The sequence below is a fragment of the Lelliottia sp. GFLA7 genome (assembly GCF_056490165.1).
Genome location: NZ_JBWLAQ010000005.1, coordinates 91654 through 106156 on the forward strand (window position 1 = coordinate 91654; position 14503 = coordinate 106156).

17 protein-coding genes are annotated in these 14503 nt (G+C 51.2%); 11 read left to right on the top strand and 6 right to left on the bottom strand.

The window, feature by feature from the left end; all coding sequences use genetic code 11:
• Positions 1 to 3: 3 nt before the first annotated feature.
• From mlaC to murA, 4 genes are all read left to right on the top strand, one after another.
• Positions 4 to 639 carry a phospholipid-binding protein MlaC gene (gene mlaC, locus AC07RN_RS15390; protein ID WP_407437250.1) on the top strand — a complete coding sequence of 212 codons (636 nt, stop codon included), beginning with the start codon at positions 4 to 6 and terminating at the stop codon, positions 637 to 639.
• Positions 639 to 932: a lipid asymmetry maintenance protein MlaB gene (gene mlaB, locus AC07RN_RS15395; RefSeq protein ID WP_015960608.1), complete on the top strand. Its 294-nt coding sequence runs from the start codon at positions 639 to 641 to the stop codon at positions 930 to 932. The genes mlaC and mlaB overlap by 1 nt, the downstream gene beginning before the upstream one ends.
• Positions 933 to 1057: 125 nt before the next feature.
• On the top strand, positions 1058 to 1312 hold the full coding sequence (ibaG, locus tag AC07RN_RS15400; protein WP_015960607.1) for a BolA family iron metabolism protein IbaG: 255 nt from the start codon (positions 1058 to 1060) through the stop codon (positions 1310 to 1312).
• 51 nt (positions 1313 to 1363) lie between these two features.
• Positions 1364 to 2623, top strand: coding sequence for a UDP-N-acetylglucosamine 1-carboxyvinyltransferase (gene murA, locus AC07RN_RS15405; RefSeq protein ID WP_015960606.1), 1260 nt, complete (start codon positions 1364 to 1366; stop codon positions 2621 to 2623).
• 71 nt (positions 2624 to 2694) lie between these two features.
• On the opposite strand, the gene sfsB is transcribed toward murA, so the two are convergent.
• Together sfsB and ispB are read right to left on the bottom strand one after the other, a co-directional pair.
• Positions 2695 to 2982, bottom strand: coding sequence for a DNA-binding transcriptional regulator SfsB (sfsB, locus tag AC07RN_RS15410; RefSeq protein ID WP_015960605.1), 288 nt, complete (start codon positions 2980 to 2982; stop codon positions 2695 to 2697).
• A 228-nt stretch (positions 2983 to 3210) separates the two neighbouring features.
• On the bottom strand, positions 3211 to 4182 hold the full coding sequence (gene ispB, locus AC07RN_RS15415; protein ID WP_478336754.1) for an octaprenyl diphosphate synthase: 972 nt from the start codon (positions 4180 to 4182) through the stop codon (positions 3211 to 3213).
• Positions 4183 to 4441: 259 nt separating this feature from the next.
• Here ispB and rplU point away from each other — a divergent pair, with 259 nt between their 5' ends.
• From rplU to cgtA, 4 genes are all read left to right on the top strand, one after another.
• A complete protein-coding gene (gene rplU / locus AC07RN_RS15420) occupies positions 4442 to 4753 on the top strand; it encodes a 50S ribosomal protein L21 (protein WP_015960603.1) in 312 nt (103 codons plus the stop codon).
• A 19-nt stretch (positions 4754 to 4772) separates the two neighbouring features.
• Complete coding sequence (gene rpmA / locus AC07RN_RS15425) at positions 4773 to 5030, top strand: 50S ribosomal protein L27 (RefSeq protein WP_007673187.1); 258 nt, start codon at positions 4773 to 4775, stop codon at positions 5028 to 5030.
• 96 nt (positions 5031 to 5126) lie between these two features.
• Positions 5127 to 6092 (top strand): DMT family transporter, encoded by a 966-nt coding sequence (locus AC07RN_RS15430; protein ID WP_015960602.1) that lies wholly within the window; start codon positions 5127 to 5129, stop codon positions 6090 to 6092.
• 15 nt (positions 6093 to 6107) lie between these two features.
• Entirely contained in the window at positions 6108 to 7286 is a 1179-nt protein-coding gene (gene cgtA, locus AC07RN_RS15435) for an Obg family GTPase CgtA (protein ID WP_174342824.1), read from the top strand.
• A 46-nt stretch (positions 7287 to 7332) separates the two neighbouring features.
• Here the strand turns inward: cgtA and pmrB are convergent, their stop codons facing one another.
• The 3 genes from pmrB to dacB are packed head-to-tail and all read right to left on the bottom strand — an operon-like array spanning position 7333 to position 10471.
• Positions 7333 to 8376 carry a two-component system sensor histidine kinase PmrB gene (gene pmrB, locus AC07RN_RS15440; RefSeq protein ID WP_015960600.1) on the bottom strand — a complete coding sequence of 348 codons (1044 nt, stop codon included), beginning with the start codon at positions 8374 to 8376 and terminating at the stop codon, positions 7333 to 7335.
• Positions 8373 to 9035: a two-component system response regulator PmrA gene (gene pmrA / locus AC07RN_RS15445; RefSeq protein ID WP_015960599.1), complete on the bottom strand. Its 663-nt coding sequence runs from the start codon at positions 9033 to 9035 to the stop codon at positions 8373 to 8375. The genes pmrB and pmrA overlap by 4 nt, the downstream gene beginning before the upstream one ends.
• Positions 9036 to 9037: 2 nt before the next feature.
• Positions 9038 to 10471, bottom strand: coding sequence for a serine-type D-Ala-D-Ala carboxypeptidase (gene dacB / locus AC07RN_RS15450; protein WP_478336755.1), 1434 nt, complete (start codon positions 10469 to 10471; stop codon positions 9038 to 9040).
• A 243-nt stretch (positions 10472 to 10714) separates the two neighbouring features.
• Here dacB and greA point away from each other — a divergent pair, with 243 nt between their 5' ends.
• Entirely contained in the window at positions 10715 to 11191 is a 477-nt protein-coding gene (gene greA, locus AC07RN_RS15455; RefSeq protein WP_015960597.1) for a transcription elongation factor GreA, read from the top strand.
• A 151-nt stretch (positions 11192 to 11342) separates the two neighbouring features.
• Here the strand turns inward: greA and yhbY are convergent, their stop codons facing one another.
• A complete protein-coding gene (gene yhbY, locus AC07RN_RS15460) occupies positions 11343 to 11636 on the bottom strand; it encodes a ribosome assembly RNA-binding protein YhbY (RefSeq protein WP_041689726.1) in 294 nt (97 codons plus the stop codon).
• 126 nt (positions 11637 to 11762) lie between these two features.
• On the opposite strand from yhbY, the gene rlmE reads away from it, so the two are divergent.
• A complete protein-coding gene (gene rlmE / locus AC07RN_RS15465; RefSeq protein ID WP_015960595.1) occupies positions 11763 to 12389 on the top strand; it encodes a 23S rRNA (uridine(2552)-2'-O)-methyltransferase RlmE in 627 nt (208 codons plus the stop codon).
• Between the two features lie 102 nt (positions 12390 to 12491).
• Positions 12492 to 14426: an ATP-dependent zinc metalloprotease FtsH gene (ftsH, locus tag AC07RN_RS15470; RefSeq protein WP_015960594.1), complete on the top strand. Its 1935-nt coding sequence runs from the start codon at positions 12492 to 12494 to the stop codon at positions 14424 to 14426.
• Positions 14427 to 14503 lie beyond the last annotated feature (77 nt).

A 14503-nucleotide genomic window follows, 5' to 3' on the forward strand; every position in this document is an offset into this window, starting at 1 on the left:
TTGATGATTAAACGACTATTGATGGTTGCCATGCTGGTGATTGCCCCACTGAGTGCCGCCTATGCAGCGGATCAGGCCAATCCTTATAAACAGATGGACGAAGCGGCGAAGAAGACGTTTGACCGCCTCAAAAATGAGCAATCAAAAATTCGTTCCAATCCGGATTATCTCCGTGATGTGGTTGATCAAGAGCTGTTGCCCTACGTGCAGGTGAAATATGCGGGTGCGTTAGTTCTGGGCCGTTATTACAAAGATGCCACGCCTGCGCAGCGTGATGCTTACTTTGCGGCATTCCGTGAATACCTGAAGCAGGCTTATGGTCAGGCGCTGGCGATGTATCATGGCCAGACCTATCAGATTGCTCCAGAGCAACCGCTGGGCGATGCGACCATTGTGCCTATTCGCGTTACCATCATCGATCCAAACGGCCGTCCCCCGGTGCGCCTGGACTTCCAGTGGCGTAAAAATACGCAAACTGGAAACTGGCAGGCTTACGACATGATTGCTGAAGGCGTGAGCATGATTACGACTAAGCAAAACGAGTGGAGCGATTTGCTGCGCACCAAAGGCATCGATGGTCTTACCGAACAGTTGAAATCTATCTCCAGCCAGAAAATTTCGTTGGACGAGAGAAAGTAATGACGCAGCCATTAAGCTGGACGCGTGAAAGTGACACATTATTCTTGTCAGGCGAGCTTGATCAGGACCTGCTGATTCCGTTATGGGATTCGCGTGAATTCGCTATGCAAGGCGTCACGCTGATTGATTTGCATAGCGTAACGCGTGTGGACACCGCGGGCGTTGCACTGTTAGTGCATCTCGTGGCTGAAGGCAAAAAACAGGGTGCAGCGGTGAAACTGGCGGGTGTCAGCGAAAACGTTCTCACCCTGGCAAAACTTTATAATTTGCCCGAAGACGTATTACCTCGCTAATTTTTTCAGTGCGTTACTTCTTAAAGCCTCGACTGTTTCACGGTCGGGGCTTTTTGCTTGTTTAAGACTGCGTCACTTTGCTCTAAGATGTTGGGCTTGTTTTCACTAAAGATGATTTAGAACCCATGGAAAATCATGAAATCCAGTCGGTGCTGATGAACGCACTCTCCCTTCAGGAAGTCCACGTCACCGGCGATGGCAGTCACTTTCAGGTTATTACTGTGGGTGAGATATTCGACGGCATGAGCCGTGTGAAGAAACAGCAGGCTGTCTACGCGCCGCTGATGGAATACATTGCGGATAACCGCATCCACGCCCTGTCGATCAAAGCTTATACCCCGCAAGAGTGGGAACGCGATCGCAAACTAAACGGTTTTTGAGCTGAGGGTGGTTTGCCCGCAGCACGGTTGAATTCATAAGAGAGCACAATCATGGATAAATTTCGTGTACAGGGGCCTACGCGTCTCCAGGGCGAAGTCACAATTTCCGGCGCGAAAAACGCCGCGCTGCCGATTCTGTTTGCCGCACTGCTTGCGGAAGAGCCGGTAGAAATTCAGAACGTACCGAAGCTGAAAGACATCGACACCACGATGAAGCTGCTCACCCAGTTGGGCACAAAAGTGGAACGTAATGGTTCGGTTTGGATTGATGCCAGCAAGGTGAATAACTTTTCTGCCCCGTACGATCTGGTGAAAACCATGCGTGCGTCTATCTGGGCGCTTGGCCCGCTGGTGGCGCGTTTTGGCCAGGGTCAGGTTTCTCTGCCGGGCGGCTGTGCGATTGGCGCGCGTCCAGTTGATTTACATATCTTCGGTCTTGAAAAGCTGGGTGCAGATATCAAGCTCGAAGAAGGCTACGTTAAAGCCTCCGTCAATGGCCGTCTGAAAGGCGCGCACATTGTGATGGATAAAGTCAGCGTCGGCGCGACGGTCACCATCATGTCAGCGGCGACGCTGGCGGAAGGCACAACCGTTATCGAAAACGCGGCTCGCGAACCGGAAATTGTTGATACAGCGAATTTCCTCGTCGCACTCGGCGCGAAGATTACCGGGCAGGGCACTGACCGCATCACCATCGAAGGTGTTGAGCGTCTGGGCGGCGGCGTATACCGCGTGTTACCCGACCGTATCGAAACAGGCACCTTCCTGGTTGCTGCGGCGATTTCTGGCGGTAAAATTCTGTGTCGCAATGCGCAGCCAGACACCCTGGATGCCGTATTAGCGAAACTGCGCGATGCCGGTGCAGACATTGAAACCGGTGAAGATTGGATTAGTTTGGACATGCACGGTAAGCGCCCTAAAGCGGTTAACGTACGCACGGCTCCGCATCCGGCGTTCCCAACCGATATGCAGGCACAGTTTACGCTGCTGAACCTGGTGGCTGAAGGGACAGGCTTTATCACTGAAACCATCTTCGAAAACCGCTTTATGCACGTACCTGAACTCATTCGTATGGGTGGGCGCGCAGAAATTGAAAGCAACACCGTGATTTGTCATGGCGTAGAAACGCTGTCTGGTGCTCAGGTGATGGCAACGGATTTACGTGCTTCTGCGAGCCTGGTGCTGGCGGGTTGCATTGCCGAAGGCACAACGATTGTGGACCGCATTTACCACATCGATCGTGGTTATGAGTGTATTGAGGACAAACTGCGCGCTCTGGGTGCAAACATCGAGCGTGTAAAGGGCGAGTAATCGTTCCGGCAGCCCCCTGCCAAATGGCCGGGGGGTTGCTGTTCTTTTCTCCTGCAAGTCTCTCGCAAGCGTCAGTCCTCGTGCTCGTTTTCCTGCTTTTTCTGACGCATCATTCGCGTTCTGTCTATAAATTCATGGGTAATCGGGTCGTGGTAACGCGAAGGCCAGATAATCCAGGGCTGTGTTTCCAGCGCCGTCGCAATAATCAATTCTCCTTTCGGCCAAGGGCGAGTCAACGCATTGGCAAGCGTTGAAGAGCTAAGCCCGCTGCGCCTTGATTCCGCTGCAAGTGAGGTCCCTTTTTTGCGCAGTGCGGCAATAATGTCGGCCGAATGCCAGTCAATAAACTTCTTTTCCATATGCTGTCCTTAGAGTGAAATGCGTCCACGTCATTCAGGTGAATTGACGTGAGTTACTATACCTTCTTAGACGGGCTGTTCTAAAAAGTTCGCATAACTGGAGGCAATATTCGGAATATGACAGGGCTTTATTCATGCAGCCTGTAAGCTGATGAATTAACGCGAATGAAGAGCTTATTGGAATTTATTGGAGTCTCCCCAGCAGGGGCGCGAGGAGACGTTGAGCTTTTAACGATCGCGCTGAACGGCGATGTGGGCAAGGCCAATTAACGCATCGCGCCATGGGCTGTCTGGAATAACCTGAATGGCGGTAATCGCTTTATCCGCTTCTTCTTCAGCCCGCTGGCGTGTCCATTCAAGCGATCCGCAGATCGCCATTGTTTCCAGTACAGGTTCCAGAAGATGTCGACCATTTCCTTGCTCGATCGCTTCACGAATCAATTTCGCTTGTTCCGGTGATCCGTTGCGCATTGCATGCAGCAGGGGCAGGGTAGGTTTACCTTCGTTTAGGTCATCGCCCACGTTTTTGCCCAGGGTTTCACCATCCGCACTGTAATCCAGTAAATCGTCGATCAGCTGGAATGCGGTGCCAAGGTAGCGGCCATAGTCCTGCAAGCCACGCTCTTGCGCTTCAGTACAGCCTGCAAGAATGCCGGAGCACTGCGCTGCGGCCTCAAACAGACGCGCCGTTTTGCTGTAAATCACACGCATGTAGTTTTCTTCGGTGATGTCCGGATCGTTGACGTTCATCAACTGCAGCACTTCACCTTCGGCGATGACGTTTACGGCCTCTGACATGACTTCCAGCACCTTTAACGAACCAAGGCTCGTCATCATCTGGAATGCGCGGGTATAGATAAAATCACCCACGAGAACGCTCGCTGCGTTGCCAAATGCGGCATTTGCGGTCGCTTTTCCGCGACGCATATCGGATTCATCCACCACATCATCATGAAGAAGAGTCGCGGTGTGGATAAATTCGATGAGTGCCGCAATATTGACGTGCGCATCTCCCTGATATCCAACGGCTCTGGCAGCCAGAATGGCGATCATTGGGCGAATGCGTTTACCGCCGCCACTGACGATGTAATAACCCAACTGATTGATGAGCTGAACATCAGAGTTGAGTTGCTCCAGGATTACTGCATTCACACCCGCCATATCTTGCGCGGTTAACTCGTTGATTTTATCTAAATTCATCGCAAAAGCCGGGCTTCTTATCCTGTTTACCACATATCAAATGGGCTAACGTAGGGTTTTGGTTTATCAAATAGTATGCCTGATTGTACTGAAAAAACGGCTCAGATAAACGTTACCGTACGTGTTGTGTTTTTTTTCTTCATGTATTGATGGTAGCACTTGTCAAAGGCTCGCGTTTTGCGTAATATTCGCGCCCTATTGTGAATATTTATAGCGCACTCTGAATCACACGAGGATGTGCGCGGAAGCGGAGTTCTATATGTACGCGGTTTTCCAAAGTGGTGGTAAACAACACCGAGTAAGCGAAGGTCAGACCGTTCGCCTGGAAAAGCTGGACATCGCAACTGGCGAAGCTGTTGAGTTCGCTGAAGTTCTGATGATCGCAAACGGTGAAGAAGTCAAAATCGGCGTTCCTTTCGTTGATGGCGGCGTTATCAAAGCTGAAGTTGTTGCTCATGGTCGTGGCGAGAAAGTTAAAATCGTTAAGTTTCGTCGTCGTAAACACTACCGTAAGCAGCAGGGCCACCGTCAGTGGTTCACTGATGTGAAAATTACTGGCATCAGCGCCTAAGACCTGAGGAGAGATTTAAATGGCACATAAAAAGGCTGGCGGCTCAACTCGTAACGGTCGCGACTCAGAAGCTAAACGTCTTGGCGTTAAGCGTTTCGGTGGCGAAACCGTTCTGGCGGGTAGCATCATCGTTCGTCAACGTGGCACCAAATTCCACGCTGGTAACAACGTAGGTTGCGGTCGTGACCACACTCTGTTTGCTAAAGCAGACGGTAAAGTGAAATTTGAAGTTAAAGGCCCGAACAACCGTAAATACATCAGCATCGTTGCTGAGTAAGTTTTTCGTGGTCCGGTAACGGATTAAAGCCCCGCAACGTGTTGCGGGGCTTTTTACATTGAAAACCCGGAAAAATTTTCTGCAGGAAAAACGGGCATGAAACAGCAGGCAGGCATCGGTATTCTTTTGGCACTCACTACGGCGGTGTGCTGGGGAGCGTTGCCCATTGCCATGAAGCAGGTTCTGGAAGTCATGGAACCGCCTACGGTAGTGTTTTATCGCTTTTTAATGGCCAGTATTGGCCTTGGCGCGATTCTGGCGATAAAAGGAAAACTTCCACCGCTGCGGATTTTTCGTAAACCGCGTTGGCTGATTCTCCTGGCTATCGCAACGGCTGGCCTGTTCGGTAACTTCATTCTGTTCAGTTCTTCTCTGCAATATTTAAGCCCCACCGCATCACAGGTCATCGGTCAGCTTTCACCTGTGGGCATGATGGTTGCCAGCGTCTTTATCCTCAAGGAGAAGATGCGTGTCACGCAGATAGTGGGTGCAAGTATGTTGTTATGCGGTCTGGTGATGTTTTTCAACACCAGCCTGATCGAGATTTTTACCCGCCTGACGGATTACACCTGGGGTGTGATTTTCGGTGTTGGGGCAGCAACGGTCTGGGTGACCTATGGCGTCGCGCAAAAGGTGTTATTGCGCAGGCTCGGCTCACCGCAGATTCTCTTTTTATTGTACACTTTGTGTACAATAGCATTATTGCCGTTAGCAAAACCGGGTGTTATTACCCAGCTCAGCGACTGGCAACTGGCGTGTCTCATTTTTTGTGGGCTTAACACGCTGGTCGGTTATGGCGCGCTGGCCGAAGCGATGGCGCGCTGGCAAGCAGCCCAAGTGAGTGCATTAATTACGCTCACGCCGCTGTTTACGCTGTTATTTTCAGATTTATTATCAATGGCCTGGCCCGATTTCTTCGTCAAACCGATGTTAAACCTCTTGGGATATCTCGGTGCGTTTGTCGTGGTTGCGGGCGCGATGTATTCCGCCATTGGTCATCGTCTTTGGGGACGTTGGCGCAAAAATGAAGCGGTTGTAGTTGTCCCCCGCTCAGGCGAATGATTTACGGAGAGTAAAATGAAGTTTGTTGATGAAGCAACGATCTTGGTTGTTGCAGGTGATGGCGGTAATGGTTGCGTAAGCTTCCGCCGTGAAAAATATATTCCTCGTGGTGGTCCTGACGGCGGTGATGGCGGTGATGGCGGTGATGTGTGGTTAGAGGCGGATGAAAACCTCAACACGCTGATCGACTACCGTTTCGAAAAATCTTTCCGCGCCGAACGTGGTCAGAACGGCCAGAGCCGTGACTGTACCGGTAAGCGTGGCAAAGACGTAACCGTTAAAGTACCGGTCGGTACGCGTGTGATCGACCAGGGTACTGGCGAGACGTTGGGCGATATGACCAAGCATGGTCAGCGCTTGATGGTGGGTAAAGGCGGTTGGCATGGTCTGGGTAACAGCCGTTTTAAATCTTCTGTTAACCGTTCTCCGCGTCAGAAAACGATGGGTACGCCTGGCGATAAACGCGATCTGCAGCTTGAGCTGATGCTGCTGGCAGACGTGGGCATGCTGGGGATGCCAAACGCGGGTAAATCGACCTTTATCCGTTCTGTTTCTGCTGCGAAACCTAAAGTCGCGGATTATCCATTTACCACGCTGGTACCAAGCCTGGGCGTTGTCCGTATGGATAACGAAAAGAGCTTCGTAGTTGCTGATATTCCAGGTCTGATAGAAGGTGCTGCTGAAGGCGCTGGTCTGGGTATTCGCTTCCTGAAACACCTTGAGCGCTGTCGTGTTCTGTTGCACCTCATCGATATCGATCCTATCGACGGTTCAGATCCGGTTGAAAATGCCCGTATCATCGTTGGCGAACTGGAAAAGTACAGCGATAAGCTGGCCGCTAAACCGCGTTGGCTGGTCTTCAACAAGATCGACCTGATGGATAAAGCGGAAGCTGAAGCCAAAGCGAAAGCCATTGCTGAAGCGATGGGCTGGGAAGATAAGTACTATCTGATTTCAGCGGCAAGCCAGATGGGTGTCAAAGATCTTTGCTGGGATGTGATGACCTTCATCATCGAGAACCCAATTACTCAGGCAGAAGAAGCGAAGCAGCCAGAGAAAGTTGAGTTTATGTGGGATGACTATCACCGCCAGCAGCTTGAAGAACAAGAAGTTGAAGTCGAAGATGACGAAGAGTGGGATGAGGATTGGGACGAAGACGACGAAGAAGGTGTCGAATTCATCTACAAACGTTAATTCCATGAAAGGCCCCCTGTTGAAGGGGGCTTTTTTTTAACGCATTTTAGCTCAACGTCGACGGTAGCCAGCAACTGGCGATTAATCCGCCCTCAGGCGCATTCTCGAGCCGTAAATGGCCACGGTGAAGCTGCACGATGCGCTGAACAATACTCAGCCCCAGACCACTCCCGCCATAGCGTTGATCGAGTCGACGGAAAGGTTCGGTAATTGAATGCCTATGCGCTTCATCAATTCCCGGCCCATTATCGATAACGCTCACTTGTGTCCCGCCTTCATGTTCAACCAGTGCGATTTTGATAGTGGTGCCAGGTGGACTGTATCGAGCGGCGTTTTCCAATAAGTTCCGCAGCATCAGGCGCAGCAATATGGCATCACCCTGTACCGTTAGCTCGCTTTGCGCGGGCCAAATCACCGGATGATCTTTGAATTCATGCTCCAGCTTTAACGGGGCAATAATATGTTTTGTCCAACTGACGGTATTGTAATGACCACTCGCCATGGCTTGTCCCGCCCGTGCCAGCATCAAAAGCTGTTCAACCGTATGCATGAGCTGATCGATACGATCAATAAGCGTGGATGCCTGTGGAGTGCCTGATTGCGCCATGAGTTCAAGATGGAGCCTAATCCCGGCCAGCGGCGTTCGCAGCTCATGAGCGGCATCAGCGGTAAATAGACGCTCTTGCTTAATAGTGTGGTCCAGGCGAGCCAGCAGTTGGTTCAGAGACGTCGTGACGGCACCAATCTCTTCCATATCGGAAAATTCAGGAAGAGGCGAGAGATTATCTGCAGAACGATTCGCCAGGCTAATACGCAGCTTGTTGAGGGGGCGCGTTATCCAGGTAATCGCCCAGAAAGAGAAAAACAGTGTGAAACCGACCATCACCAGCGAAGGTACGAGAAGCGACGCAATAGCTTCGCGGATTTCCTTTTCAACATGCTGGTTACGCGCTTTGGCTGAGAGGGTTTCGCTCACCAGGAAGCTAATTTGCTCTCGGCTTTCATGCCAAAGCCAAATCACGCTGATGAGCTGGAAAAATAACAGAATGACCGCCAGCAAAACCATCAAGCGCCGACGCATGCTGTTCATTTTTGGCTCTCAAGACGATAGCCGACGCCACGGACGGTTTTGATCCGATCTTTGCCGAGTTTACGTCGCAGGTTATGGATGTGAACTTCGAGTGTGTTCGAGCCCGGATCGTCTTGCCAACTGTAAATATCCTGCTGCAGCGTTTCGCGGTGCACGGTTTGCCCCGACCGCATAATCAGACGCGTGAGCAGAGCAAACTCTTTTGGCGTGACTTCGACGGGGTGAGAATCGCACAGAACCTGCTGGGTTTGCAGATTCAGGGTGAGGTCGCCGTCGACTACCTGATTATCGCTGTGGCCCTGATAGCGGCGAATCAGCGCGCGTGCTCGAGCCTGTAACTCAGCAAGCGCAAAGGGTTTGACCAGATAATCATCTGCGCCTGAATCAAGTCCATGAATTCTGTCTTCAATGGCGTCGCGAGCAGTCAGGATGAGAACCGGATTATCAACGCCGCGACGACGCCACTGGCTCAGCAGCGTCGCACCGTCTTTGTCAGGGAGGCCCAGATCGAGGATAACAAGGCTGTACTCACCGCTTTGAATCAGCGAGTCAGCCTCTGCGGCGGTAGCCGCACAGTCCAGCGCATAGCCTTCGTTGGCAAGCCCCAGAGCCAGCCCTTCCTGTAAGAGAAGATCGTCTTCAACAATGAGTAATTTCATCGCTAGTTATTCTGATAAATGTCCTTGTAAAGCCTGCTTTCGAAACGGACCAGAGGAATGCGACGATTACGCTGGTCACCCGGTTCGACGGCATAGCCGGAGAGATACTGTACAAACGCCATACGCTGCCCGCTGGCCGTGGTAATAAAGCCAGCCAGGTTATACACACCCTGCAGCGAGCCGGTTTTAGCGGAGACTTTACCATCGACGCCCGCGGCGTGAAGGCCTGCGCGATACTGCAGAGATCCATCGTAGCCCGCCAACGGCAGCATCGAAATAAAGTTTAGCTCAGTGTCATGCTGGGCAATGTACTGAAGAACTTGCATCATTGTTGCTGGAGAGATCAAGTTATGCCGTGAAAGGCCAGAGCCATCAACAGCGATAGTATTCCCAAGATCGATTCCCGCCTGCTGGCGCAAAATCTGACGAACAGCATCTGAACCTGCGCGCCAGGTTCCTGGAACGCCAAAACGCGCATGCCCGATCATGCGGAATACGGTATCGGCAATCATGTTGTCTGATTTTTTCAGCATAATCTTAAGCAAGTCGTGCAGTGGAGCGGATTGCTTGCTGGCAATCACCGTACCGGCTTCACTCGGTTGCGTCTGACGTAACAATGTACCTGAATAGGTGATATTAGCCTGTTTAAGCTCATCTTTCAGAATCGCACCTGCATAACTTGCGCCATCCTGGATAGCGAAAGCCAACGGCAGGGGGTCAGCGCGTTGCGTCAGGCAGCCCGTCAACGTAAAGCGATTGAGATCGCCGGGAACGACATCCAGTTCACAATATTGCGCATCCGGTGAGCCTTTCGCCAGGGTTCTGACCTGGCTGAACATGGTCACTGGGTAATAAGAGGCCACGCGGATAAAAGCTAAATCGTCGGGTTTTGGTGCGCTGTAGAGCGAAACCGAGAAGCAGTTGCGGTCAACAATAGCGGCAGCTGGGGGCGCGCTAAAACATTGCGTCATGTCATTCCATGGCCAGCCGGGCGCTTTATCGTGGCTCGCGAAAATAGACGTGTCGATCAGCACATTGCCCTCGATTTTTTGGATGCCGGACTTTTTCAGAACGGCGACCATATTGCGGATATCCTGACGTTTAAACGTCGGATCGCCGCCAAATCGGGCAATCAAGTCACCTTTCAGAACGCCGCTCTCCACATTCCCTTTGGTCTCAAGCGTCGTGGTGAAACGGAAGTTTGGTCCGAGTTGCAACAGCGCAGCCAGCGCCGTAATCACTTTCTGCGTACTGGCGGGCAGGGCCATTTGCTGGCTGTGATAATCAATCTCCGGCGCCTGGGCACCCACTTTTTGCACCATGAGCGCAAGGTTAGCGCCAGCAGGGAGTTGATTGATGTATTCATCAACATTCGCTGCGTTTGCAGTGAATGCCATACTGGTAGTCAATCCGATGATAAATCTGGAAAATCGCATAATCTCGCGCTAACAACCCGTAAACAAACCGCCATACTACGGTGCAACGCCCTGTAAAGTAAACGATGACCCATAGTGAACTTCGCGGTAAAATACGTATCAAATTGAAAAATTGCTGCTGACCTGGAACTTTGCTTCCGGGTCAGTTTTCTTTTGCTCCTGACCTGAGACAGGCATTGAAGTCTGCGAGGCCGGTAGTCGGGGTGAGTCACTCCCAACAGGAATGTTTAAGAGGTATAACAAATGCAAGCTATTCCGATGACCCTACGTGGTGCAGAAAAACTGCGCGAAGAACTGGATTTCCTGAAATCGGTTCGCCGTCCTGAGATCATTTCCGCCATTGCAGATGCGCGTGAGCATGGTGATCTGAAAGAGAACGCTGAATATCACGCTGCGCGTGAGCAGCAGGGCTTTTGCGAAGGGCGCATTAAAGATATCGAGGCTAAGCTGTCTAATGCGCAGGTTATCGATATCACCAAAATCCCAAATACGGGCCGCGTGATCTTTGGCGCTTCGGTAAAAGTGCTGAACCTGGACAATGACGAAGAACAGACTTATCGCATCGTGGGTGATGACGAAGCAGACTTTAAACAGAATTTAATCTCTGTAAACTCACCCATTGCGCGTGGTCTGATTGGCAAGGAAGAAGAGGATGTTGTTGTTATCCGTACGCCTGGCGGTGAAGTGGAATTCGAAATTATTAAGGTCGAATACCTCTGATTCGCATCTCAGCGCAGATGTTGATACATTGTAAAGAAAGGAAAAAGGCCGCATAGCGGCCTTTTATCAACTGTCGGAGCATGGCATTTTGCTCACCTACTCATGGAAATCCCTCGTTTTACACAGAAAATGTGTTCGATTCGGGATATTCTTAGCGTGGTAGCGAGATTTTACGCTCTTTAGTCGGGCGATAGAGCACCAGCGTTTTACCGATAACCTGTACATTACAGGCACCGGTTTCACGCACGATTGCTTCCACGATTAAGGTTTTAGAGTCTCTGTCTTCAGAGGCGATTTTCACCTTGATTAACTCGTGGTGCTCAAGCGCTAGTTCGATCTCGGCAAGCACCCCTTCGGTCAAACCATTGTTGCCAAGCATGACTACAGGCTTGAGTGGATGTGCCAGACCTTTAAGGTGCTGTTTTTGTTTAGTACTCAGATTCATCGTATATTTTTGCTTACGTTGGGATTGAAAACGGTTCATTCTACCGCCATCTCCCTTATATCGCCAAATAGCTGCGTAGAAATTTACGTCACAGGCAAATTACGATGAACCAGGACGGAAAGTGAAATGACAGGTAAAAAGCGTTCTGCCAGCTCCAGCCGCTGGCTCCAGGAACACTTTAGCGATAAATATGTTCTACAGGCGCAGAAAAAGGGATTGCGTTCCCGCGCCTGGTTTAAACTTGATGAAATACAGCAAAGTGACAAACTCTTTAAACCGGGAATGACGATTGTTGATCTCGGTGCTGCACCCGGTGGATGGTCTCAGTATGCGGTTACGCAGATTGGTGGCCAGGGTCGAATCATCGCTTGCGATCTTTTACCAATGGATCCAATCGTCGGTGTTGACTTCCTTCAGGGCGATTTTCGTGATGAATTAGTGCTTAAAGCGCTGCTTGAACGAGTCGGTGACAGTAAGGTTCAAGTTGTCATGTCGGATATGGCGCCAAATATGTGCGGAACACCAGCGGTGGATATCCCCCGTTCCATGTATCTGGTTGAACTGGCGTTAGAAATGTCTCGTGATGTTCTAGCACCTGGTGGTAGTTTTGTAGTGAAGGTGTTCCAGGGCGAAGGTTTCGAGGAGTATCTTAAGGAAATTCGCTCCCTGTTTGCGAAGGTGAAAGTTCGTAAGCCGGACTCTTCCCGTGCTCGTTCACGAGAAGTGTATATTGTAGCGACAGGACGTAAATGATAACCGGTTGATTTCAAACGTGAGTTTGAGAAAAGCCAGGTGCAGACTATCCTGACGCTGTTTTTAACACAGTTGTAATATGAGGTTCATCCCTTGAGTGACATGGCGAAAAACCTAATACTCTGGCTGGTCATTGCCGTTGTGCTGATGTCAGTGTTCCAGAGCTTTGGGCCCAGCGAGTCGAATGGCCGCAAGGTGGATTATTCTACCTTCCTGCAAGAGGTCAATCAGGACCAGGTTCGCGAAGCGCGTATCAACGGACGTGAGATCAACGTTACCAAGAAAGATAGTAACCGTTACACGACTTACATCCCGGTGAACGATCCTAAGCTGCTTGATAACCTTCTGACTAAAAACGTCAAGGTGGTAGGTGAGCCGCCGGAAGAACCGAGCCTGCTGGCTTCTATCTTCATTTCCTGGTTCCCGATGCTGCTGCTTATCGGTGTCTGGATCTTCTTTATGCGCCAAATGCAGGGCGGCGGTGGCAAAGGTGCCATGTCGTTCGGTAAGAGCAAGGCGCGTATGCTTACGGAAGACCAGATCAAGACCACTTTTGCTGACGTTGCAGGCTGTGACGAAGCAAAAGACGAAGTGGCAGAACTTGTTGAATACCTGCGTGAGCCAAGCCGTTTCCAGAAACTGGGCGGTAAGATTCCGAAAGGCGTTCTGATGGTCGGCCCTCCGGGTACCGGTAAAACGCTGTTGGCGAAAGCCATCGCGGGTGAAGCGAAAGTACCGTTCTTTACTATTTCTGGTTCTGACTTCGTCGAAATGTTCGTGGGTGTGGGCGCATCTCGTGTGCGTGACATGTTCGAACAGGCTAAGAAGGCAGCACCGTGCATTATCTTCATCGATGAAATCGACGCCGTAGGCCGCCAGCGTGGCGCAGGTCTGGGCGGTGGTCACGATGAGCGTGAACAGACGCTGAACCAGATGTTGGTTGAGATGGATGGCTTCGAAGGTAACGAAGGTATTATCGTTATTGCTGCGACTAACCGTCCAGACGTACTTGACCCTGCGTTGCTTCGTCCAGGCCGTTTCGACCGTCAGGTTGTTGTTGGTTTGCCGGATGTTCGTGGTCGTGAACAGATTCTGAAAGTCCACATGCGTCGCGTACCGCTGTCTCCAGATGTCGATCCGGCAATCATTGGGCGTGGTACACCGGGCTTCTCCGGTGCTGACCTGGCAAACCTGGTCAACGAAGCGGCACTGTTTGCTGCTCGCGGTAACAAGCGCGTGGTGTCCATGGTGGAATTCGAAAAAGCGAAAGACAAAATCATGATGGGTGCGGAACGTCGCTCCATGGTGATGACGGAAGCGCAGAAAGAATCCACGGCATATCACGAAGCAGGTCATGCGATTATTGGTCGTCTGGTTCCGGAACACGATCCGGTACACAAAGTCACCATTATTCCACGTGGCCGTGCGCTGGGTGTTACGTTCTTCCTGCCGGAAGGCGATGCTATCAGCGCCAGCCGTCAGAAGCTGGAAAGCCAGATTTCGACCCTTTACGGTGGTCGTCTTGCTGAAGAAATTATCTACGGTGTGGAACATGTTTCTACCGGTGCGTCGAACGACATTAAAGTTGCGACCAACCTGGCACGTAACATGGTGACCCAATGGGGCTTCTCCGACAAACTTGGTCCGCTGCTGTATGCGGAAGAAGATGGCGAAGTATTCCTGGGCCGCTCTGTCGCGAAAGCGAAACATATGTCCGATGAAACAGCACGTATCATCGATCAGGAAGTCAAAGCGCTGGTTGAACGCAACTATGGCCGCGCACGGGAAATCCTGAACGAAAACCTGGATATTCTGCACTCGATGAAAGATGCGCTCATGAAATATGAGACTATCGATGCTCCGCAGATCGATGACCTGATGGCTCGCCGCGAAGTGCGTCCGCCAGCCGGTTGGGAAGATCCAGGCGCTTCTAATAACTCTGACAACAATGGCACCCCGCGTGCGCCGCGTCCGGTTGATGAACCCCGTACGCCAAATCCGGGTAATACCATGTCAGAGCAGTTGGGCGACAAATAAGTCACTGCCTGAAATCGGTTAATCTGTACCCAAACCCTGGAGCTTGCTCCGGGGTTTTTCTTATCTGCTCATTTAAA

Bases quoted from the DNA above. Each gene is read 5' to 3' on its own strand.
- mlaB (WP_015960608.1), top strand. From the start codon at position 639: ATGACGCAGCCATTAAGCTGGACGCGTGAAAGTGACACATTATTCTTG.
- murA (WP_015960606.1), top strand. From the start codon at position 1,364: ATGGATAAATTTCGTGTACAGGGGCCTACGCGTCTCCAGGGCGAAGTC.
- rplU (WP_015960603.1), top strand. From the start codon at position 4,442: ATGTACGCGGTTTTCCAAAGTGGTGGTAAACAACACCGAGTAAGCGAA.
- ftsH (WP_015960594.1), top strand. From the start codon at position 12,492: ATGGCGAAAAACCTAATACTCTGGCTGGTCATTGCCGTTGTGCTGATG.
- yhbY (WP_041689726.1), bottom strand. From the start codon at position 11,636: ATGAATCTGAGTACTAAACAAAAACAGCACCTTAAAGGTCTGGCACAT.
- cgtA (WP_174342824.1), top strand. From the start codon at position 6,108: ATGAAGTTTGTTGATGAAGCAACGATCTTGGTTGTTGCAGGTGATGGC.
- sfsB (WP_015960605.1), bottom strand. From the start codon at position 2,982: ATGGAAAAGAAGTTTATTGACTGGCATTCGGCCGACATTATTGCCGCA.
- rlmE (WP_015960595.1), top strand. From the start codon at position 11,763: ATGACAGGTAAAAAGCGTTCTGCCAGCTCCAGCCGCTGGCTCCAGGAA.
- greA (WP_015960597.1), top strand. From the start codon at position 10,715: ATGCAAGCTATTCCGATGACCCTACGTGGTGCAGAAAAACTGCGCGAA.
- mlaC (WP_407437250.1), top strand. From the start codon at position 4: ATGATTAAACGACTATTGATGGTTGCCATGCTGGTGATTGCCCCACTG.
- AC07RN_RS15430 (WP_015960602.1), top strand. From the start codon at position 5,127: ATGAAACAGCAGGCAGGCATCGGTATTCTTTTGGCACTCACTACGGCG.
- dacB (WP_478336755.1), bottom strand. From the start codon at position 10,471: ATGCGATTTTCCAGATTTATCATCGGATTGACTACCAGTATGGCATTC.
- pmrB (WP_015960600.1), bottom strand. From the start codon at position 8,376: ATGAACAGCATGCGTCGGCGCTTGATGGTTTTGCTGGCGGTCATTCTG.
- ispB (WP_478336754.1), bottom strand. From the start codon at position 4,182: ATGAATTTAGATAAAATCAACGAGTTAACCGCGCAAGATATGGCGGGT.
- pmrA (WP_015960599.1), bottom strand. From the start codon at position 9,035: ATGAAATTACTCATTGTTGAAGACGATCTTCTCTTACAGGAAGGGCTG.
- rpmA (WP_007673187.1), top strand. From the start codon at position 4,773: ATGGCACATAAAAAGGCTGGCGGCTCAACTCGTAACGGTCGCGACTCA.
- ibaG (WP_015960607.1), top strand. From the start codon at position 1,058: ATGGAAAATCATGAAATCCAGTCGGTGCTGATGAACGCACTCTCCCTT.